This is a genomic window from Ralstonia flaminis (assembly GCF_958415495.1).
Classification (GTDB): domain Bacteria; phylum Pseudomonadota; class Gammaproteobacteria; order Burkholderiales; family Burkholderiaceae; genus Ralstonia; species Ralstonia flaminis.
This window is the reverse complement of record NZ_CATZLL010000010.1, coordinates 154,759-175,193: the sequence shown is the minus strand read 5'-3', so window position 1 is coordinate 175,193 and position 20,435 is coordinate 154,759. Positions and strand designations below refer to the sequence as shown.

The window sequence follows — 20,435 nt, the reverse complement described above, 5'->3', positions numbered from 1 at the left end:
ATGGTGGCTTTGGTTGAGCGGTTCAGGGCATTCTCGCGCGTTGACGCGCATGTCGAGCCAATGCGGCTCCCGCCTGTTCCTGCCACGCTGATGCAACACGTCGTGTGGGCGGGGGTCGGCGAGAAGATTCAGGTCGATGGCCGCTATGCAGGTGGTTCGGCCTTTCTCACATGGTTGGCTGACCTCAAACGCCATGGTCTGGAGCCGGTTGTTGAATCTCTTGCCCCGCAGGAGCTGGCGCAAGCGCGCGAAAGCACGTCGGACGGGCAATCGGGCGACGCATACCTTGAGTTTCTGGAAATGTCGCGCCGGCGGCACGTCGAGGCTGCCGAACTGGGGGCGTCCGACCTTCACGTTCTGCAGCGAGAAGACCATGCTGAATTTCAGTTGCGCATTGACGGCGAGCTATGGACGGTGCCCGAGTGGGAACTGAACGCTGCGCAGGGGGAAGCTTTTGTGCGAGCAACTTGCGTCGGCCTCGCAACCGTCAAAGAGCCGACATTCAATCCGCTCGAGTTCCAGGAAGCGCAGATCAGCGGCAACAAGCTGCCTGAGACCGATATTGAAAGTGTTCGCATTACGCGCGGCCCAGCCTATCCGATCGAGGCCGGTGGTGGCGTCATGGTTAATCGCCTGCAACCGCGCAGGCACACGGCCACACTTCAGCGACGCGAGACGCCGGCGAGTCGTCTGCGACTGGTGAGACCGGAGGCGCCGGCCGGCAAAGTCGACTTTGAGCGGATGGGATTCACGACGCTGCAGCTCGCGATGTTCGAGCAGGTCGTCCTGATGCCGGATGGTCTGTTTATTCAGACGGGGCCGACGGGAAGTGGCAAGACCACGACCGGCTACGAAATGCTGCGCTACAAGGGGCAGATTTCGCCCGAGCTGCGGCAGATCACCCGTGAGCATCCGGTCGAGTACCCGCGTGAATGGGCAGTGCAACTGCTTTCGACGGGGCAGAACTCCTCATACCTCGTCGAACGCATGCTCCGGATGGACCCGGACATCATCGACATCGGCGAGATCCGCACAGGCAATGAAGGTGTTGCAGCAGTTCAGGCAGCGCAGACCGGGCACTTGGTCTTCGGCTCGCTCCACGTTCTTGATCCGTTCGAACTGATTGGTCGCCTGCAAATGCTCGACCACACGCTGCTTTCCAAGGAGTTGATGTGCAACCACAAAATCATCGCGGGTTTCATGGGGCAGCGGATGGTTCCCGTGCTGTGCACGGAGTGTCGGGAGCCATTGGCCAAACATCTCGACGCAATGCCGGGAATTCTGCTCGACCGCATCAAAACCTGGGGAAACATCGAACAGGTCCATGTGCGGGGAAAGGGATGTCCGCACTGCTTCGGCCGGCAAATCCGCGGGCGTGAGGCAGTTGCAGAGGTTGTCCTTAGCACCGAAGAGCTGATGGAAGACTTCCTCAGGGGGACGTCGTTGGCACGTCGAAATCACCGCCTGCGTGAGGGCTCCGACAAATCCATGCTCGGCAATGTCATGGAACGTGTGTTGGCCGGCAGGATCGATCCGCGCGACGCGCAGAAGAACGTGCCCATTGAGGCGTATCGCGAGGGCGTATGAATCTCCAGAAAGCTCTGCAGTGGCTGAAGGGCAATCCTCTGCCATGGAAGCTCCGAAAACGCCTCTATGAACGTGCGTCAACGCATCTGGCGAACGACGTAACGCTAGAGCGCGTGCTTACCCGGTTCGGGGCCGGCTTGCTACGACGGCGAAAACGTCGCGCTGCTGCTGCAATCGATGCCGTGACACAAGGCGTCCGCAACGGCCAGACGCTGGCGGCGGCAATGGACTCGTCGCTCACCAATCTTGAGCGAACCGTGCTCGACGCTGGTGATCGAGCGGGCAAGCTTCCCGAGGCAATGAAGCTCGTCATCGAGGTGCGCGAACTGGTGGATCGCATCTTTTGGAAGCTGATCCTCGGCTTCGCGCCGGCGCTTGTCTATGTCTACGCGCTCTACAAGGTACTCGGCTTTATCGGTGCCGACGTAGTGCCCGAGTTCGCAGGAATCTTGCCGGCCGAGAAGTGGACCGGATGGGCACGCGTCCTCTACCTGATGGGCGTGTTTGCACAAAGCGCGGCAATGCCTTTGGCGACGTACGGGCTGCTTACCTATGCGCTCTGGTGCGCATGGGCGTTACCGAACTGGGCTGGCCGTGGGAGGGCGTTCTTTGATCGATGGGTTTTTCCGTTCCCACTCTATCGGGAGATCGCAGGGTTCTCTTGGTTGCTGTCGTTTCTTGCTCTGCAGCGGGCGGGCATCCCTGAAGTGGAATCGCTGGCCGCACAGGTGCGCACGGCATCGCCATGGTTGGCGTCGCGGCTGCTCGCCATTTCATCCGGCACACGCAATGGCTTTGATCTTGCAACTTCCATGATGCGGACTGGGCACGACTTCCCTTCCGTGGATCTGATCGATGAGATCGGCGAGTACATGGGCAAAGCCGACTCGTCGGAAAAGCTGGCGAACGTGGCGCGAGAGAACGCGGCCTATGTCGAGCGAAAGGTGCTTGCGATCGGCGGTGGCATGGCGTTGACCCTGAGTCTTCTTGTGTACGCAGCCATGTTTGTCATGCAGTTTGGCTCAAACGCGCTTTCGTCGGCTCTCACGTCGTCGATGAGGCAGATGTAAATCGTTGGACGTGGTTTTACTTTAGGAGAGGGTGATATGGAACGGATCATTGGGGCGCTCGTGGCGATCGCGCTGGCAATCCTCGCAGTGGGCAACACGCTCAGCAACAGCGGGCAGGCGAAGTCGGATCAGAAGAGTGGTGGCGCGGCGACGGATATTGGCTACGTCATGACAAAGGCCCGAGCAGGGTTCGCGCAGAGCAATACCGGCTTTGCCAATTTTTCGAACGCGAACCTGGGCGGGCTTATTAACGGAGGCACCTTCCCTCCGACCATGGTCAAGAGCGGAGGCATTTTCGACAAGTGGGGCAATCCCATTACTTTGAGTTCGGCAAATAGTGGCACGAGCGGGGTGATCTCTTTTGGGGGTGGCGGGTCGCAAACAACTGACGAATGCACGTCCACCGTGACGAGTCTGTCAGGCTACGACTTGTTGACGGTTGGCGGTCAGAGTTTTACACGCAGCAACATGCCTGACACGTCGCAGGCCGGCGCTGTTTGCTCCGCGACCGCAACGATTGTCGTGACGTTCCACTGAGCCCCAGCGAGTCAGCGTTTCGATGGCATTCGCACTCCTTCCGCTCGCCGCAGTCATGCTGCTGTTCGGGCTTGGCATTCAAGCGTTCCAGCTCGCCGACAGTGTTCCTGGTGCCGGCCCCGCAGGCCAGATGGAGACGCGCTCGGTGGTGTCATCTCAGCAAGCTGCGATGTTTGGGACCGCATGTGTTAGCACAGCGATCGCGCAGCGTGGCGCAATCAGTCCAAACATGACCGTGACGCTACCGGCAGGTGTGTTGCTGCCTGCTGGTGCTGTTTGTATGACGACGGCGAATGGTAGCGGTCGCAACGTCTACGGGTACCTGCCAGCGGCACCTGGTGCAGCGGGAAAGTTACTCGCCGATGCGCAGGGCGGCAACAATTGGTTCGTCATCCGGGCCGCAGGTGTGGCGGTGAGTTTGGCGGGCGGAAACACCATGTCAGTACCCACGACCATCCCCGTTAGCTCACTCCTCAATTGGGTTCAGACGTCTTCCTGAAGGCGACGCGCAATGGATGCAATTCTCGGTTACATGATCGCCATCGCCCTGTCGTTGCTGAGCGTGGGGCAGTTCTACCAGTGGCAGGCGTCGGGCATGACAAACGTGCAGACTGCGGCCGCGGCAAGCCAGCAGGTGATCTACAACAAGGCCGCGGCTCAGTACGTTCAAGACAACGGGACATCGATCGCGGCGATTGCAACGCCTACCGTGCCGGTGACCATCACCACCGCAATGCTGATCAGCAGCGGTTACTTGCCGAACGGCTTTTCGACCACGAATGTTTTCGGACAGACATGGCAACTTCAGGTCCTGCAGCCCACCGCGGGGACGTTGCAGTCGGTCGTGCAATCGGTTGGCGGGAGGGCAATCGCGGACACTGTCCAGCTTGTTCAGATTGCCGCCCAAGCAGGGGCGCAGGGCGGATTCGTCCCCTATGCCGGCCAGAATGGTGACGCAACCATGACCCCCGCAAATGCTTACGGCGCATACGGGGCATGGAAGCTTCCGTTGACCAATTTCACCAATCCAGGCAGCGGTCACCTGGTGTCACTGCTTGCGTTCACAGGCGTGAGTGCGAACAACAGCTATCTGTACCGCGTTCAGGTTCCTGGCCATCCCGAGCTGAACAACATGCAGACCGACCTTGGTATGACCGATCAAGGGGGGGCGCTGCACAACATCAGTGGCGCACAGCAGATCAGCTCACAAAGCTTGCAGGCTCTTTCCGGTGGTTCGCTTGCCGTGCCATCGATCACGACCGCAAACGGCAAAGTAGTCACTTGGGAGCAGGTGGGCGAGGGCGGTGTGCTAGGCCTGAAAGGATCGAACGGTACATCGATCTACCTTGAGAGCTTGAATGGCACGTTCCGTATCGTCAACAACCCTTGGACACAGTCCATATTCTCGGTCGACCAGTCCGGCGATGTGGTCGCGGCGGGAACGCAGAGGCTGGGTAACGTTGCTTCGCCCAACACGGCGTGTGCCCAAAACGGAACACAGGCAGGCAATGCTGATGGCTCTGGCCAGCAATTAGTTTGTCTGTACAACGTGTGGAAACCAATTGGCGGGAGCTTGCAGCGCTTCGGGTATTACACCGCGCAACATGGTTCTGGAATTCCGAGGCCGACTTGTCCGGCGGGCGGAACCCCGATGATCGTTGTGACCCCGGCGAACTTTGCGGTCGATCCGACGACGGTCGTCAACTATGGAGCGTGGGGATCAGGCCCGTGGACTGTCTACATCATGGATGGATCAAATGCCGGCATCGGTGGCGCGACTGCCACTGTTGGGACCTATTGCGGATACTAATGGAGTCGTGAAATGAGGATGCTACTTAGGGTCTTGTCGGTGATTGTGCTTCTGGCGGGATCCAGACTTGCAATGGCGAACCCTGTGCTTTGTTCACCGGGATACCAAGACTCGACTTGCCCGAGCCCTATCGCAAGGGGCCCAGTCCCGGCACCGCAGTGTTCGTCTGGCGCTGGATGGACGACGACTTCAAGTCCCGTTTGGAAGGGTTCCTATTGGAGTGCGCCTGGCTGCAACTATCAGCCACCGCCTTCGTGTCCTTCGGGCTACTACGCTGCCAGTGGCCCTTCTTGGAATGGATCGAGCTGGGTAGGCCTGAACTGTCAGCCGACGGCACCTCCGCCCCCGCCGCCGCCTGCAGGTCACGTGTTGGTGGCAACGTATACAACCAACAGCTGTGGCAACCTTGGGCCCTTTAATGGATACGCAGACGGAACGTATGACGCCAGCAACTCCGATTGGGGAGGGCAGACTTTCTCTGGTACTTGGGACCAGATGTATTACAACGGGGTAGCGTATATGAACTCGAACTATGCTCGTTACATTGCTCCAGCTTACATCTCCCAGCCTTCGGACCCAGCGACGGCTACACAATATTTGTCGCGAGTGTTCTTTGTCTACAACCCGTGGGCATGCGGCGGCGGTGTTGGCTAAAGCAAAATGGCGTTTGTCCTGACCGCAGGCAAGTTATTGAGAGATCGGCGACACAAAGAAAAAGCCCCACGGTGACTGTGGGGCTTTCTTTTTGATGGCTAGACTGTTTAGCCCACCACGTTGCCGGTCGTGAATGTGAAGCTGCGCGTGAACGGCGTGCCGTTGATCGTACCGGACAGGTTCACCGTGTACGGCGTGTTCGGTTGCAGCGGTGCGGTCGGGTAGGCGACGGCTTCGAACGCGGGGACCAACTTGTTCGGATCAGTTGACGAGTTGAGCAGTTGCAACGTCACCGTGTGCGAGGCGTTGTCGGTCATCGTGCCGGAAGTCAGCACAACGGTGTCGCTCGGGTTGGCCGCAACCGCGACAGGAATGCCCCACGAACCGCTGGTGTTCGGCGGCGCCGGCGTTTCACCGTTCGACGAGTAGGCCACACCGGTGGTGCCTTGGCACGGGAAGGTCAAGGGCATGTTGCCCGGCATCGTCTTAGGCGCATCGAAGCTCATCGAGGCGCGCACGTCGGGGAAACCGTTGAACAGCGTCTTGGAGACGCCGATGCCAACAATGCTCGACGGCCACACGCCCGCAGCGATGTGGTAGACGCCGGACAGCCAGCCGATAATGTGTTGCTGACCGTATTGGGCGTCGGTCAATGTCGCATTGGTGTAGTAGCCCCCGCTCACGCCGCCGACGTACTGATTGGGGAAGCCAGCCGCCACCGCGCGATCCTGATAGGTGACACCGGTGAAGCCAGTTTTGCCCGCCGTCTCGCTATCCGCAACTACGCCATTCGTGCTCATGTAGGCAGCGTGTGCTTGGGCGGCAGTGTCCAGCACAGTGTTTTCGGACAGTGCCGGAAAGCCACACTGCGTACGGTACTGGTTCAGCGTGTTGAACGCTGCCAGTTGTGCGCTCGTGCTGCCGTACTGCGGTGTCGTCTGGGTGCCGGTGACAGTCTGTGCCGGCGGAGTCGTAGTGCCGCCGGTCGAACCGCCAGTCGTGGACGTGCCACCGTCACCGCCACCGCCGCATGCGGTCAGTGCGAGAGTCGATGCAGCAGCAATTGCGAGGAGAGAGAGTTTGTTCGTCATTGATTTTCTCCGGTGATTTTGAGGTCGGTGATCGATATGCGACCACTTGATTTAATCGTAGCGTGCGGCTCAAGAAGTCAAGGATGCACTCCAGGTACTTCAGATGCCGCGCTCAACGTGTGCGGGGGCGGTCGGCAGCAACGCGTTGCTACTTGACCTTGTGCAGTTCCACGGGCCCGAGCATCGAAACGAGCAGATACCCCGTCGTCGTTGGGAAGTCCTTGTTGCTCCAGTTCGAAGGGACATGGACGAGCGCAAAGTCCTTCGTGGATATCCCGCTGACTGATTCACTAACGGCGCGGCCGAAGAGCGCTTGAGCTTGCTCTTTGGTCAGATCATTGACCGGGCCCTGGATGGCTCGCCAATTGCCGTTGTGGAACTCCTGAACGGCGAGTTTGCCGTCTGCCTTCTCGATCCGAAGCGTTGGCTCGAGCCCGTTCTTTCCCTGGACGGAGTATTCGCCGACGATGTCGCTCGTCGACGAGCCACATGCCGTGATGATGGCGGTGGCGGCGATGGCCAGCAGGAGCTTTGCCTTCTTGCGCACGGTTGCGGTAAACGCCGGGATGTCGAACTTGCAGAATGTGGTCATGTGATTGTGGGCTGTGAGTTGTGTCGGCTGGGGCCGTCGTGCTGATCGTGGTGAATGCATTATGGGTAAGCGCGCTTTCTCGCTTGCCGGTGCCGAAGAGTTGCGCGCTCCTAGCACCCCTCTGCCGAGAAATAGAGCGTCTTGCCGCAGGTCTTGCAAAAATGGGCGCGTGTGCCGGGCGCACGTCGAAGCGCGTGCACGCTGAGATGCTTGGACGAGCAGCGATCACACGTGATCGTGCCAGCGTCAGATACCAACCCCGGATGCTTCTTTCGATACCAGAAAAACGTATGTGTTCGAAACCGGTAGAGCCGGTACCAGCGCGGTGCGAAGAAGATCATGAGCGCGAGACCGAGGACCAGCGCAGGAGCGGTGCCGGCGTGCGATTTCCCGACTAGGGACGCGCCAGTCAGTGCGGTACCAAACAGCGATGCGGTACCAGAAACGAAGCGGGAAGCAAGATGGCGCATATCGTTGTCCTTTGTGGATGGGGAGGCACCCGCCGCCAGTCGTGACGCCGCGGCAGAGGCTTCTACGTCTTGAGCGTACGCCGAGAGAATCAGAGTCAAGCTCGGGCGGCATCGCCAGCCCATCCACCATTCGGGGCCCGATCCAGCTATGCGAGTTGTTTGCGCGGTTTGCCCTTGCGTGGCGCCGTCAACGCACCTGTGCATGACGGGCAATAGAAGGACGCCGCCAGTTCGATTTTTGGCGTGGTATTGCACGTCAGATAGTGCGTGGAACAGGTGCGGCAACTGGACATGGACAAATCGCTGCCGGTGGACACTGATCGGGCCAAATGGAACGCCCGGTCCGGGGTCAGCCGCGCGGCATCGCCGAACAGACGCCCGACGGTGTCGAGTGCGGTGATGAACGCCTCTGGCTCGTTCGCACGTGCGGCAAGGGCGCTCCAGTACAGCCAAATCAGCGTCGTCGACTGAATGCGGCTCGACACCGACTCCACGTACCAGGATGACGAGGAGGGCATCAGGCCGCAGGGAGACGATTCGCCGTGGATTTGTCGATAGAGAGCGCGCGCCGTAGCCGCGGTGCCAGGGAACATCGAGGCCACGCTGGATGCGCGGCAACGCAGGCCAATGAGCGCCTCGGTATAGCGTTCCATCTGCGCGCGGCCGACGCGGAAATTTCCCCAGCGTTCACGTTGCAGGGGCCGCGGGGCACGTGAGTCGCCGGCGTTCATCACGTGGTGGCAGATCGTCTCTTCCGAGATGAGGTTGGCCGAATACTCAAGCCAGAACATCGGATTCTCAAAACGCCAACGGAACATCGGGAAGTTGGCGCCGAAGATGGCAAGCTCCAGCTCGTGCTGAGACACGGTCACGAGATAGTCAGCCAGGTCTTGCGGCATGCCCAGCAGTTGAGCGGCAACGGGCGTGGAGTGGAGTAGGTCGACTACCATCCAGACGTAATCCTTGTTCTGGTGGAACAAGCTCATCTTCAGGCTGGGATCAAGGTTGCCGAATTCCGCCTTCACCTTGTCAATGGCCAGGGTTGGTGTCGTCTTCTTGATGAGGCTGCGCCAATCTTCGACGTTCTTGAACATCGGTGTCACGACCAGGAACGGTGTTCCCATCAACTGCCGCTGCCCTGCAGCGTTCTGCGCGAGCATGGCCAGCTCTTCCGGCCGCACTCCAAATACTGGCGCCACTTCCCGGTGCCGAAGCATGCAGGTGCCCATGAAATCCGCAAGCTGGTAGTTGATGGAACGGATCCGGTCGGTAATCCGGTCGGGAAGGATGAGCGAGTCTTTGGCAGAAAGAGCAGTCGAACGAGTCATGGCGAGAGAGTCAGTTGTTGTTTTTGGGACCGGCGCTTGAATCAGGCGGTTTACGTGCGTGTCCGGCGGGACACGCGGTTTGTGGTCTCGGTGGTCGCGAGCGCAGCGTTCACTTCACCGAGGAATTTGGTCAGGACGCCAGCGAGGCCTTCGAGAATGGGACGGCATTCGGCCGATGCGTTGGCAAAGATGGCCGTGAGTTGCGCAGACTGGTATTTGTGTGCGACGGATTCGATGTCGGCAACCAGCGTGATCATCTTCGCTCTGGCGTCAGCAGACGAGTTGATGTCGTCCTGCTGTTGTGCGATTTCCAGGTTGAGTCGATCAAGCTCGTCCTGCTTGCGCTTAACGTCCTCATTGGCCGCTTCGAGGCGACGGTTGGCTTCTTGGAGCGCATCGTCCAGGGTCTGGAGTCCTGGCGGCAGAACGTGCACTTCGACTGTCTCTTTCACAGCCGCCGGTTGGCCGCTCTCTGCCCTTGCTGCTAGCGCGTTGCGTTCGCGCGTGAGACGGTCGATCTCTTGCTGTAGCGTGCTGACGGTCGAAGAGCTGCGGGTGACCTGGAGTTGTGCTTCGTCCATGGCACGCTGCCGATTGGCCACCTCCTCCTGGGACACCGTGAGTTGGGCAGCCAGAGTTCGAATCTGTGCTTCAAGATCGCGGTTGTTGTTCAGGTTTTCGTTCAGCTCTTCCTGCGTGACTTGGAGCTGCAGGCCGGTATTGGTCAGATCCTCTTCTGTCTTCCGAAGCTTCTCGATGATCGGCCGGATGTCCTCGCGTTTAAAGCTATCCGTCTTCAACTTGTGCTCGATGACCTTGTCGACTTCGTCATCGGTGATGTCCTTGCGGGCCAAGATCTTCATCTCACCCAAGGTCAGGTTGGTGATGGCCCGGCTGTTGTTCGCAAACTTCCTGTAGATGTTGATGTAGAGAGCCACGCGTGAATCGGTCATCCGAAGGACGGTGCTTGCGTAGCTGGACAGCATGGCACTCCCGCGCTTCCTGGCCACGGTCTCATCACCGAGGGTGCGCGTGAGGCTCCCCATGATGATGCCGTCAATGTGGACCAGCCGTGCCCCAATTGCGATGAACTCGGCCACGACACGGTTTTGCGACTGCCAGATTTCCTCGGTCGCCTGTGCGATTCGGCCAATCGACGATTCGTCCAGGTCCATGAACTGGGTCCTCGCGAATGTCATGGCGGAGACAGAACCGTCGTCCGTGATCGTTTGCGCAAGCTGGAAGTCCGTATGAGTCATGTCGATGTAAGCCAGTGGAGTGTTCTCGTGACCGGAGCCAGATGTGCTCAGGCGCCAAACGGGCGGTGCGATGCGGATGGTTACCGCGAATGCACCTCCTCTTCGAGCCATCGTAAGGCGGTCAGGGAGAAGTCAAGTGAACGCGTGGCCTGCGATGTGCGAGAGCAAAATCGAAGGTCATCGGTTGGGGCGGGTCGGAAAGCGGCTACATACGAACGGCCTATTACGAATTGCTAAAGGAAGACGCGACTCTATCGTTGTATCGTTCGCCGAATCGCAATACTTAACCCCAATGAGGTGGGGTGTGGGTGCAGTATTTGGAGGGGTGCGTGAATTAAATGAAGCTAATATCAGTCGTCAAAGCGAATTAAGATTTTCTGAATGCATCTTCAAATGCCCCACAAAAGGGGGGCATCCGATGGCATGAGCGTCGCGTCATCCACTGCCTTGCAGCGGATAGGCTCGCGCGTGCGAGCTTGCGCGGATCCACTGCATCCGCTAAAGTTCGTGACATCTCCGCGTCGTTGACGCATCGAACTTGCGCTTGATGGAGCAACTCCATCTGGCTTCACAGCCGCTCAGCGCCATTCTCCCTTTCTGATTTGTCCCGGCTCAGCTTGTTTGCCTGACGCTCGCGCGTGAGGCAAGCACGTTGTTGCTTGCGGGATTCCTTGCTCATCCGAGCATCGAATGATCGCCTGGCAGCCGCCAGGAAATCCCTTGCCGCGTTTTCTGGAGAGAGAACCATGGAATCCCTGCTCAAGTTCGTCAATACCCCCTTTCGTCTGTTCTGCACGATGCTGGTGCTGTACATGGCCGCGCATTCGCATGCCATCGCCGTTGTCGTAGGCATCGTGTTCCTCTCGGTCATCTGGCATAGCCTGAAGAGCGAGAAGGCTGCACCGATCCCTGCTGCACCCGTCATCATCCCGCCGAAGCCTGCACAAGCCGAGGCGGACAAGGCCGCTCCCGCGGTGCGCCCGGCTGCCAACACGGCACGCTATGCGAAGTCCGCGGTTGTCACGCCCATGCTTCGCCCCAAGGCCGCCACGCGCCCTTGACCTCAGGCCTTCCCTTGGAAGGCGCCTTTAACCCCCTGTTGGTGGGAGTCTTCTCCCGCCAGCAGGTGGGGGGAGGCTGCCCCATGGAGAAGTCACCATGAATACCAATGCAGTCGCGTGGCAACTCGATTTCTTCGGGGATGCTGCTGCCGTAACCCCCACGCAACACAAGCAAGACCCTCTCCCGGATCCGGCCTACTGGTCCGACTCGGTCAAGGAGAAGATGGTCGACGCTCTCATCAGCCTCGCATGCGACAGCCGCCGAGGCGACAACATGCCCGAGTCCCTTATCGACTGCGCCGACATGCTTCGCGCGCGGATGCGCGGAACCCTCTATGACTTGGAGGATTACCGCATGACGCTCGGCTGGATCTTTCACTACTGGGACGGTGCGCTGCCGTACCTGTACGTGTGCGCAGTGACCGGGGTGAACCCCGAAGTCCTGCAGGACGTCATCCTGAACCAGCCTAGGCTGAAGAAGGATCTCGACGAACTGAGGCATTCGTTCTGCGGCACGCTGTTGTAGGAGGCCGCATGACGTTCCTCGAATCGCTCGTGAAGGTGCTCCTTCCCAAAGCCGACAACCCTCAGCGTCACGCAGACGCCGAACCCATCAAGGTTGGTGCTGGCGGCAACAACGAAACACAGATGACCATCAGCGGTGAGCCGCACCTGTTTCGCGATGAAGGTGATCGAGTCGCGCATTTCGTTGCGCTCTTCGAGAGCCGTCTCACCGAGACCCCGTTCGGTCCCAAGCTGCTGCCTGCCTTAATCCCCCATTGGTCTCTCAAAGCAGTCCACGAGGGCTTGAAGGTGACGGAGGTGGTGGCACAGGTCATTCAGGGCGGCGTCCAGCCTTCCTCAGTCAAGCAGGAGCCGACTCGCAGTGCGGCTGCCCCTAGACGGGCAGTGCCCGAAACGACGGAGGAAGCACCGGTTGAGGCCGATGCGCAGGCCCGCCGCGCACGTGCCCCTGAAGCGCGCTCGCGTGCCACCTATCACGGTCGCATCAAGTCGTGGGGCGAAGAGCGGTTCCCTGATCGCAAACGTCCCGGTAAGTCCTACAAGAATTTTGCGTTGAAGCTCGAAATGGCCTCAGGCATGGAGACGCTGCAGGGCGAAGGCCTGAAGGACGCAATCTCGGAGGCGGGCTGCAAGCTCGGCGACGCAGTTGAGGTCAAACGCCTTCGCAAGATCAAGGTCCCGGCCTTCGATGAAAAGAGTGGTGACCCCGTTCTCGATGAGAACGGCAACCAAAAGGTTCATGACAAGTGGCTGTGGTCCATCTCCGTAGCCCATTAACCAAAAGGTAATTCCGTATGGCTTCAGTCAACAAGGTCATCATCGTGGGCAACCTCGGTGCTGATCCGGAAACACGTTACATGCCCAGTGGCGACGCGGTCACCAACATCCGCGTGGCAACCACCGATCGCTTTAAGGACAAGGGTAGCGGTGAGATGCGCGAAGCCACCGAATGGCATCGCATCGCGTTCTTCGGTCGCTTGGCGGAAATCGCTGGCGAGTATCTGAAGAAGGGATCGTCGGTCTACATCGAGGGTCGTCTGAAAACCCGTCAATGGGAGAAAGACGGCCAGAAGCAATACAGCACCGAGATTGTCGCGGAGCAGATGCAGATGCTTGGCGGCCGACAGGGCGCCGGTGGTGAAAGTGAAGGCGGTGGTGGTTACTCGCGCGGTGGCGATGATACTAGCGGTGGCCATGGCGGTAGCCGCAGCCAGGCTGGAGGAATGAGCCGCAGCGCAGGCGGCAGTGGCCAGGGCAGTAGTGCACGTCGTCAACCCGCGCCGTCCAACGGCTTCGAGGATTTTGACGACCCGGACATCCCGTTCTAGTCCTGATCGACAGGGCTCATTTGTAGTTCTTCTCAAGCGCCTCTGGGCTTCCACGAAAGTGGAACCTGGAGGGGCAACTTCCTCTCCTGCGCCGGCGGTCGCTTGGCGCATCCCCCTTCGAATCTCACCCCCAAGACGTCGTGCTGAAAAGACGGTCTGCCCGTGCGGGCCGTCCTTTGAGCAAGCGTTCCCTCGCCTGTCTCAGGCATCGACCAACACTCCACCTGGAGTCATCCCATGAAGAAACTGAGTGAAATAGTGCAAAACTGGACGCCCACTCAATGGGATGCTCTGGTGAACCAATACCTGCCGGCGGCTTTCCTCACGGAGAGCTTCTGGAAGGGTAGGCCTGGCCCGTGCCCGATCTGTGGTGGGCACGATCGATTTACCTACGACAACAAACGTGGTCGCGGCGATTGGGTCTGCCGCAAATGCAACGCTGGTAGCCCCAAAGCCGGAGACGGCATTGAGCTCGTGTGTCGCGCGACTGGTATGTCGTATCACGAATTGACCTGCAGATTGAACGGCGAACCCGTTCATCCAATCGGTCCCTTGGTCAATCGGCCGGTCGCCTGTCGGCAAAAGAAGTCAGCCGATCCCGTCTGGAAGAAGCGCCGCATCCATAAGCAGTGGGATGAAGCAGTGTCTCTCACGCCAGGCGACCACGTGATGCACTACTTGGCCGCACGGGTTCCGGGGCTCCGGGCGCCGCGTCCGCAATCGTTGCGGGTTGCGATGCAGGACTACCTGTTTGAGGACGAGGTGATCGGCCGTTATCTAACCATCATCGCCAAATTCACCTTGCCCGATGGCCAGATGGCGACCGTGCATCGAACCTCGTTGGACCCCGTCAAGCCGATGAAGGCGACCATCATCAGCAAGGACGGGGAGGTATTGCCCGCCAAGCGCAATGACGTGTCGGCGTTGCCGCTCGCCGGCGGCGCGGTGCGGCTGATGACGCCTCGTAACGGTGAGATCGGGATCGCGGAAGGGCTGGAGACTTCCTACGCTGCCTACATGCTCTTCGGTGTGCCGATGTGGTATTGCCTCAATCGCGTGCTGGTCAGCCAGTTCGTTGTGCCAGAAGGTCTTGGCATCCACACCGTGCACATCTTTGCCGACTTTGATGCAGTGGATCCAAAGACGGGAAAGTCGCCGGGAATGTCCGATGCCTTGACGCTCGCCAAGCGCTTGCGTGCGGAAGGCTTCACGGTTGTCATCCATCGGCCGAAGCTGCGCGGTACAGATTTCTGTGACGAGTGGTGTGCTGAATATCAGTCGCGCGCTGTGCATCACGAGGCGGTTGCCGCCTAAGTTCGTTGCCGCCTTCGGGTGGCATTTTCTCTTTACTTCTGCCCTGTGGGTTCGTCCCACAGGGCGAATTCCCTGGGCGCATTCTGGAGTTCGCTATGCCCATGAAGGGATTCATTCAAGTGGTCGGAAAACTGCAGATCCACGCGATGCGCATTGTCGATTCGCTGGAGGTTCCAGCGGGCAAGTCTGATGCGCAGTGCTACCACGTCTTTCGCCGCAGCGACGGCGGCAGCATGGAGTTCGTTGGCAAGGACAGCGATCTCGATTTCGTCGAGACGTTCTGTCTGCAACGTGCATCGCTGCACTGATTGAAGTACCCAACCCTAACGAAAAACGCCCGGCACTGCCGGGCGTTTTTTTTCGCCTTCGATTCGTGATTCGCCGGGCCGTTACTCGTGGCCGACGGGCCGCTGGGCAAACCGGCCGAGCACGACGCGCGCGGCTTCCAGAATTGCCATGCCGGTGCCGGCGATCAACCAGAATTTGGCGGTATTGACGTAGTTGAGGTGAGCGAAGAAGTCAGCCATTTCAATGCCTCCTGAAGGGTGTGAGGTTACACGAACGCGGTTGCCTTTGACCGCTTGATGTCTTCAGGATACCCGGGCTGTCGCCATGTCAACCTTTGGCGCCGCTACGCTGCAGGGTTAGTTTGGAAAGAATCGCGCCATGGCTTCACCGAGGTGCTCGGCCATCGCCGTTGGCAGTCCATCAGGCGAAGGCGAGTCGGACTCGGACAAGGCGGCCGGATCGAAAGCGGGGGCGGGCGAAGGATTTGGCCGTGCCACAGACTCCGCGAGAGCGAACGGCGCTGGTGCTGCAGACACGAGTGTGGCGACAGCCGGTGCAATGGCCTGTGCCGGCACCAGATTTGTCTGCACCGCTTGCCTAGCCAGGAACGCGGTGTAGCCGAGTTCTGCCATGTGCCGCAGCGCGTGCGCGCGTTGTTTGGAATCCAGGATGCCGGCCAGATAGGGGAAGAGAGTCGGCGCGGTGACGGGCGTCAGCGTGACCTTGATCGAGAGCTTGTCCATGGTGGAATGGCGCCCCCGATTACTTCTGCTTCACCGGGCGCGTGCTACCAATGTCGTAGAAGCCGCTCACATTAGCGAAGCACGGGGAGGAAAGGGCATGGATGGGGGTGCGCGGGAACGCGGCACGAATGGCAGGCACATAGAGTGCGCTGCCGCCGCCGGCGAGGATGATCGCGCGGATGTCTTCGGTTCGGCCGACGCGGGTCTGGATTTCCTTGACGGCGAGCTGGCAGACGCTGCGCGCTTTTTCCAGATACGGCGTGAGATCGATCTCCTTGTCGAAGAACAGCATCGGCTTTTTGTCGCGCAGGCACTTGTCGATGCGCTCAATGCCGGTGACAGGCTCACCCTCGTCCTGCTCAATCAGCGATGCGATCTGCTGATAGATCTTGGACGAGCCGCCCGGTACGCCGCCGCTGCGATTGTCGTCCATCGTGAAGCCCTGGGCGACCACCCAATCGGTGGTGAAGTAGCCGACATCGATGACCAGGTGCGCGTTGTCGGCATCGAACTTGGTGTTCTGTTGGCGCATAAACGTCACCAGCGCGCCGAGCGGTTGCGGCAAGCAGATGACCGATCCGATCTCAACGGGTTCGCCCCCGAAATCAAGCGTTCCTGTGAAGCGATCGCGCAAGTAGGAAGCGTATTTCTGGGTCGTGTGAACGGGCAGGCCTAGGATCAGTTGGCCCACCTCCGATACCTGGGCGAGGCGCAGGGCGCCACCCAGCAGCGCGGCGTACTCGTCTTTGGTCACAAAGTCCTCCGACAGCGTGCGGCCGGTCTGACCATATGCCGAGGAGAGCGACACACCGGGGCCGACTTCGTATTCCACGCCGTCAATGGCAATGGTGATTACGTCGCGCGCTTTGAAGAAGCCGTTCCCGTGGTTGGCAAGCGCGCGTGGCGCGGCTTGCGGCGCGAGGGACGGGAACATGTTCAGCTTGGTCTCGGAGCCCATCGGGAACGCGAACTTGGTGTTTCCGTATCCGACGTCGACGGCAACGGTGGCGGCTTTCATGGTGCAGACCTTGTGTTGGGGCGGAGCAGCTTCCGCCGGGGCAGTGGAATGACGCGTGAGGGCGACATGACACGTAGCTCCCCCTTGCGGGAGACGTAGATGTCACGACGAGCTGGGCGAGATTGGTCAGCCTCTGCTAGTGACACGTAGCTGCACCGTGCGGTGCACGTGAGTGTCACGTGGTTCAGCGCATAACCGATCGGTGCCCGCCGGTGACACGTAGCTTCCCCTTACGGGGTATGTACGTGTCACGTCGCCTTACGTTGGGACTGTACGAGGCTGCGCCGGCTGTTTGATGGAAGAAAGCCCGTCAATCTTGCGTAGCTTTCGTGCGGCGCAATTCACTGGGCTGCCCTATCCTTGAGTCACCACACGCGTCCCCCGACGCATCGATAGCTCCGCGAAGACCGCGGAAACTCAGGGTGAGCCGGCGACCAAGAGGTTGTTGGGCACCAATGTTCGTGCCGGATAGTCATCCGGCATTTTTTTCAAGCAAATCAAGTGGATGGGGCCGGAGAGTGAGGCCACCGGACACCGCGATACCAAAACGATCAGCGCGCTGGCTGTGAAGCTAGACCGCAGTGCGTACAAATCCGAAGCCGAACACCGAACAGTGTTTGTGGATGGAACGCGATAAGACGCACCCGTTCAGCCAGAGGGCTGGGCACGAATCACAAGGCCCGATACACAGCGGCGGAGATGGTTCGGCTTGTGGGTGGGATACGAGAGCGACCCGAGCAAGGGTGACCGCACGTATCTGAACGTGACGACCGGTAGGCGCAGCCGGCACCAGAAATGCGCAAGGAGAATCTCACACCAGGGCAAAAGCCTGTGGGCGAGTGAAGGCCGCGGAGTCGCGTGCCTTGCTCGTGTCGGCAGGAAGGCGTCGCAAGATGCCGGCCGGTGTGTAGGCCGCGAAGCGGTGAGTCAGCGCGCAAGCGCAGGCTCGCTGCAGGACGGACAGTCAGAACGCATTGCTTCCATGCGTCGGGCTGATCGATTGGAATCGCTAAAGGCGGGGAAGTTGGGCCTGGCCGGGGGAACCGGCAGCCGACCGTGGTGGGTCGGGTAAAGGGGAAGCCAGCACGGGGGTGCGGATTCCGTGAGTGCGGCGCGGTTGCCGGCGGGGAAACCTGCGTCGAGGACGTGCGCGCTGCGCAACCAATACTCGGAGTCACGGTGCAGACGCGCATCAATCTCAAGCCGATCCTGGCGAACTACTCGCTGCCGGAACGGTTCAAGTCGGAATTCGCGGTCTTGGCGGGCGAGAACCTGCACAAGCCGCACAGCCAGACCCGCGTCAGCGGTCGCGCGCTGTCGTCGATCTCGCAGAAACAGCGCGCGCAGATGTTGCTCAGTCTCGCAGTGGAGCTGCGTGAGGGCGGCTTCACCATCATGTCGCCCTACAACCTGGCGGAGAAGCACCTGCGATGGTTGGTGCAGCGTTGGGTGACAGAACGAAACCTCGCGGTGGGCAGCGTTGAACTGCGCCTCTCACACCTGCGCGCGCTGTGCTCGTGGATGGGCAAGACCAACATGGTGGGCGGCATCGATGACTACGTGGAGAGGCCGGCAGGCTACACGCGCAGCTACGCCGCCGAGACCGACCGTTCTTGGGACGGCAACAACATCGACGCGCTAGCCAAGATCGAGGAGATCGCCCAGACGGATGCCCACGTCGCAATTCAACTGAAGCTTGAGGCAGCGTTCGGGTTGCGCGCGAAGGAAAGCTGGCGACTGCGCCCAGCGCGCGACCTACTTCCATCGGGCTATCTGCACGTGCAGGACGGCACCAAGGGAGGCCGGCCGCGACAGGTGCTGATCGAGTTCGATTGGCAGTACGACCTGCTTGCGGAGGCGGCTGAGTTGGCCGCGTGCACGAATCCCGAACGGGGCTCCCTGATCCCGGCGACCTATACGCAGGTGCAGTGGCGCAGGCGCTTCTATACCGTGCTGGAAAAGCACGCCGTGACCAAGCGCGGCGACGGTGTCACCGCCCACGGTCTACGACACCAGTTCCTGCAGCAGATGTACCAACGGCTGACCGGTGAGCAAGCGGCCATCAAGGGGGGCGCACGCGTTCTCGACCGTGAAGCGCACAAGGACGCCATGACGCGGGTGGTGGAAGCCGCCGGCCACAGCCGCAAGGAGAAGGCCAACGCCTACCTGTCGACGCATTCCGCGATCGCAGCCCGGAGCCGGCCCGTCGTCACACGTGAGATGGCCGTCGCGGCGGTTGCCGCGGCCAATGGGGTCAAGCTGAAGGCGGCAGAGGCCCTGGGCATTTCGCGCCCCGCACTGTATCGCCTGCTTGCCAAGCCCGCCGAGGCGGGTACTGCGGCCGGCCATCGGCACTTCACGGGATGAGGTCGTGCGATGACTGAAGATGACGCAATGGCCGATGGCGATTGGGATACCTACCTGTTTCCAGAGCCAGAGCTGCGGGCGTGCACAGACGAAGAACTGTACACACTCATCCGAGAGAACCTGCCAAACGCGACCGCGGAGACTGACGGCACCGACCTGTTGACGGACGTGGCCATCGATCACGCTCAAGACCTGATCGAGCAGGCCCGCGATTTGCTGCTGGCTCGTGGGGCTGCTATCTCGCCGCAATGGCGCGCAGCGCTCCGCTTCCTGCGGTGGCCGCTGAGCCCAGCGGAAGTCACGGCCAACCAAGCTCGGCGGCTTCGCGAGATCGAGGAGGATCGGCTTCGGCGGGCGCACGCCGCGAAACTCGGGGTGGACATCCTCCAGGCAATTCGGACGGTGATGGACGGCGGCCGGCTACCGCTCTCCCTCTCGTTAGAGGGGGTGACTGTCAGCATTGGCTGGGGCCTGCGGACATCGGATGGTGAGCGCAGGAGCATCAGCCCCAGTGGGGCCGAAGTTGTGCGTATGCGGGACGCACTTGCCGCAGCGGGGTGCTGCCACTGTCAGATCCACGGCGCGTCCCAAGATGGGATTCCATTCGAGGAGGCGCCTACGCCGGAGTGGTCTCTCAACTTCAGTGTGCCGACGAATCGTGCCGGGTGGGATCTGCTGAAGCAATGGTGGAAGGAAGGGCGGTTCAGCCACGCGCCACACGTCTGGATGTACCGGCCAGAACTTGGCGACCCCGAGTTCTTCTGGCACTGGCCACTCGATGCGTGTTGGCCGGGCAGCGCACCTGCGTGGCGGCGCCTGTATGGGCATCTTGGTTACGTCGACCTCCCTTGGGTGCGCTTTCATCGTCGGGTGCACGGCAATTGCTGGGAGCGCGACGAAGTGAGAGTGGAATGGGCTGCAGGAGAGCTCCGGTACATCGAGTGCGCCGAAGAGGCTGACCGAGAGGCTCAGCGGTTGATCACGTCGGGCGAGATACTCGCCTACAAGATCTCGGCCAGAGCTGCTATGGACGCACATGCCGGTGCCGGTGCCGGTGCCGGCCCGGCCCCGGTTGTGCGATCGCGACTCGCAGAGCTGCTCGCCCGGGTTTGCGGAATGCTTGGGCGTTCGTGCTCATCGGGCGCGGCCGACCCAACGAAGAACTGATCGCGCGCTAGACGCGTTCAGGACAAATAACGCAAAAGCCGCCAACGGTGTGGCGGCTTTTGCGGGATTGGTCGGCGGGTTAGAACGGCGGGCTGGTCCCGGCGATGTAGGAAAGGTACAGCGCGACGGCCACAGCGATCAGCCAGAAGCTGACACGACGGCCCAGGGTTTGGGGAGATCCGTACGGTTGTTGGGCTTTCATGGGATGCCTCCATTTAGATTCCAT

At 60.5% G+C, this 20,435-nt stretch carries 22 protein-coding genes; 13 read left to right on the top strand and 9 right to left on the bottom strand.

Annotated elements, in window-relative coordinates:
• Genes R2N11_RS16675 through pilV form a run of 5 tightly spaced genes read left to right on the top strand, consistent with a single transcriptional unit; the run spans nucleotide 1 to nucleotide 5,004 of the window.
• Nucleotides 1-1,587 carry an ATPase, T2SS/T4P/T4SS family gene (locus R2N11_RS16675; protein ID WP_012435636.1) on the top strand — a complete coding sequence of 529 codons (1,587 nt, stop codon included), beginning with the start codon at nucleotides 1-3 and terminating at the stop codon, nucleotides 1,585-1,587.
• A complete protein-coding gene (locus tag R2N11_RS16670) occupies nucleotides 1,584-2,657 on the top strand; it encodes a type II secretion system F family protein (RefSeq protein WP_012435637.1) in 1,074 nt (357 codons plus the stop codon). The genes R2N11_RS16675 and R2N11_RS16670 overlap by 4 nt, the downstream gene beginning before the upstream one ends.
• A 36-nt stretch (nucleotides 2,658-2,693) precedes the next feature.
• The gene (locus tag R2N11_RS16665) at nucleotides 2,694-3,194 is read left to right on the top strand and encodes a type 4 pilus major pilin (protein ID WP_012755741.1); all 501 of its coding nucleotides are present in this window, start codon (nucleotides 2,694-2,696) and stop codon (nucleotides 3,192-3,194) included.
• 22 nt (nucleotides 3,195-3,216) lie between these two features.
• Entirely contained in the window at nucleotides 3,217-3,693 is a 477-nt protein-coding gene (locus R2N11_RS16660) for a hypothetical protein (protein ID WP_012435639.1), read from the top strand.
• Nucleotides 3,694-3,705: 12 nt separating this feature from the next.
• Complete coding sequence (gene pilV, locus R2N11_RS16655) at nucleotides 3,706-5,004, top strand: shufflon system plasmid conjugative transfer pilus tip adhesin PilV (protein WP_012435640.1); 1,299 nt, start codon at nucleotides 3,706-3,708, stop codon at nucleotides 5,002-5,004.
• Nucleotides 5,005-5,765: 761 nt separating this feature from the next.
• On the opposite strand, the gene R2N11_RS16650 is transcribed toward pilV, so the two are convergent.
• The 5 genes from R2N11_RS16650 to R2N11_RS16630 all read right to left on the bottom strand — a co-directional run bounded on the left by R2N11_RS16650 (nucleotide 5,766) and on the right by R2N11_RS16630 (nucleotide 10,314).
• Nucleotides 5,766-6,749 carry a CAP domain-containing protein gene (locus R2N11_RS16650; RefSeq protein ID WP_012435642.1) on the bottom strand — a complete coding sequence of 328 codons (984 nt, stop codon included), beginning with the start codon at nucleotides 6,747-6,749 and terminating at the stop codon, nucleotides 5,766-5,768.
• A gap of 148 nt (nucleotides 6,750-6,897) precedes the next feature.
• Nucleotides 6,898-7,341, bottom strand: a complete 444-nt coding sequence (locus tag R2N11_RS16645) for a hypothetical protein (RefSeq protein WP_012435643.1) — start codon at nucleotides 7,339-7,341, stop codon at nucleotides 6,898-6,900.
• 110 nt (nucleotides 7,342-7,451) lie between these two features.
• Nucleotides 7,452-7,811, bottom strand: coding sequence for a hypothetical protein (locus tag R2N11_RS16640; RefSeq protein ID WP_012435644.1), 360 nt, complete (start codon nucleotides 7,809-7,811; stop codon nucleotides 7,452-7,454).
• Nucleotides 7,812-7,957: 146 nt separating this feature from the next.
• Nucleotides 7,958-9,139: a FlhC family transcriptional regulator gene (locus R2N11_RS16635; protein ID WP_012435645.1), complete on the bottom strand. Its 1,182-nt coding sequence runs from the start codon at nucleotides 9,137-9,139 to the stop codon at nucleotides 7,958-7,960.
• Between the two features lie 50 nt (nucleotides 9,140-9,189).
• Nucleotides 9,190-10,314 (bottom strand): hypothetical protein, encoded by a 1,125-nt coding sequence (locus R2N11_RS16630; protein WP_012755742.1) that lies wholly within the window; start codon nucleotides 10,312-10,314, stop codon nucleotides 9,190-9,192.
• An 830-nt stretch (nucleotides 10,315-11,144) separates the two neighbouring features.
• Here R2N11_RS16630 and R2N11_RS16625 point away from each other — a divergent pair.
• The 6 genes from R2N11_RS16625 to R2N11_RS16600 all read left to right on the top strand — a co-directional run bounded on the left by R2N11_RS16625 (nucleotide 11,145) and on the right by R2N11_RS16600 (nucleotide 14,934).
• Entirely contained in the window at nucleotides 11,145-11,459 is a 315-nt protein-coding gene (locus tag R2N11_RS16625) for a hypothetical protein (RefSeq protein WP_012435647.1), read from the top strand.
• 97 nt (nucleotides 11,460-11,556) lie between these two features.
• Nucleotides 11,557-11,985 (top strand): hypothetical protein, encoded by a 429-nt coding sequence (locus tag R2N11_RS16620; protein ID WP_012435648.1) that lies wholly within the window; start codon nucleotides 11,557-11,559, stop codon nucleotides 11,983-11,985.
• Between the two features lie 8 nt (nucleotides 11,986-11,993).
• Nucleotides 11,994-12,761, top strand: coding sequence for a hypothetical protein (locus R2N11_RS16615; RefSeq protein WP_012435649.1), 768 nt, complete (start codon nucleotides 11,994-11,996; stop codon nucleotides 12,759-12,761).
• 17 nt (nucleotides 12,762-12,778) lie between these two features.
• Nucleotides 12,779-13,312, top strand: a complete 534-nt coding sequence (locus R2N11_RS16610; protein WP_012435650.1) for a single-stranded DNA-binding protein — start codon at nucleotides 12,779-12,781, stop codon at nucleotides 13,310-13,312.
• A gap of 237 nt (nucleotides 13,313-13,549) precedes the next feature.
• Nucleotides 13,550-14,626, top strand: coding sequence for a primase-helicase zinc-binding domain-containing protein (locus R2N11_RS16605; protein WP_012435651.1), 1,077 nt, complete (start codon nucleotides 13,550-13,552; stop codon nucleotides 14,624-14,626).
• Between the two features lie 95 nt (nucleotides 14,627-14,721).
• Nucleotides 14,722-14,934 (top strand): hypothetical protein, encoded by a 213-nt coding sequence (locus R2N11_RS16600; protein ID WP_012435652.1) that lies wholly within the window; start codon nucleotides 14,722-14,724, stop codon nucleotides 14,932-14,934.
• 81 nt (nucleotides 14,935-15,015) lie between these two features.
• Here the strand turns inward: R2N11_RS16600 and R2N11_RS16595 are convergent, their stop codons facing one another.
• From R2N11_RS16595 to R2N11_RS16585, 3 genes are all read right to left on the bottom strand, one after another.
• Nucleotides 15,016-15,153, bottom strand: coding sequence for a hypothetical protein (locus R2N11_RS16595; protein WP_012435653.1), 138 nt, complete (start codon nucleotides 15,151-15,153; stop codon nucleotides 15,016-15,018).
• 117 nt (nucleotides 15,154-15,270) lie between these two features.
• A complete protein-coding gene (locus R2N11_RS16590; RefSeq protein ID WP_012435654.1) occupies nucleotides 15,271-15,657 on the bottom strand; it encodes a hypothetical protein in 387 nt (128 codons plus the stop codon).
• A 19-nt stretch (nucleotides 15,658-15,676) separates the two neighbouring features.
• On the bottom strand, nucleotides 15,677-16,675 hold the full coding sequence (locus R2N11_RS16585; protein WP_012435655.1) for a PRTRC system protein D: 999 nt from the start codon (nucleotides 16,673-16,675) through the stop codon (nucleotides 15,677-15,679).
• A gap of 1,179 nt (nucleotides 16,676-17,854) precedes the next feature.
• On the opposite strand from R2N11_RS16585, the gene R2N11_RS16580 reads away from it, so the two are divergent.
• Both R2N11_RS16580 and R2N11_RS16575 read left to right on the top strand, forming a co-directional pair.
• Nucleotides 17,855-19,042 (top strand): integrase domain-containing protein, encoded by a 1,188-nt coding sequence (locus R2N11_RS16580; RefSeq protein WP_012435657.1) that lies wholly within the window; start codon nucleotides 17,855-17,857, stop codon nucleotides 19,040-19,042.
• Between the two features lie 9 nt (nucleotides 19,043-19,051).
• Nucleotides 19,052-20,209 carry a hypothetical protein gene (locus R2N11_RS16575; protein ID WP_012435658.1) on the top strand — a complete coding sequence of 386 codons (1,158 nt, stop codon included), beginning with the start codon at nucleotides 19,052-19,054 and terminating at the stop codon, nucleotides 20,207-20,209.
• Between the two features lie 79 nt (nucleotides 20,210-20,288).
• Here R2N11_RS16575 and R2N11_RS16570 read toward each other — a convergent pair whose 3' ends face one another.
• Nucleotides 20,289-20,411, bottom strand: coding sequence for a hypothetical protein (locus R2N11_RS16570; RefSeq protein ID WP_012435659.1), 123 nt, complete (start codon nucleotides 20,409-20,411; stop codon nucleotides 20,289-20,291).
• Nucleotides 20,412-20,435 lie beyond the last annotated feature (24 nt).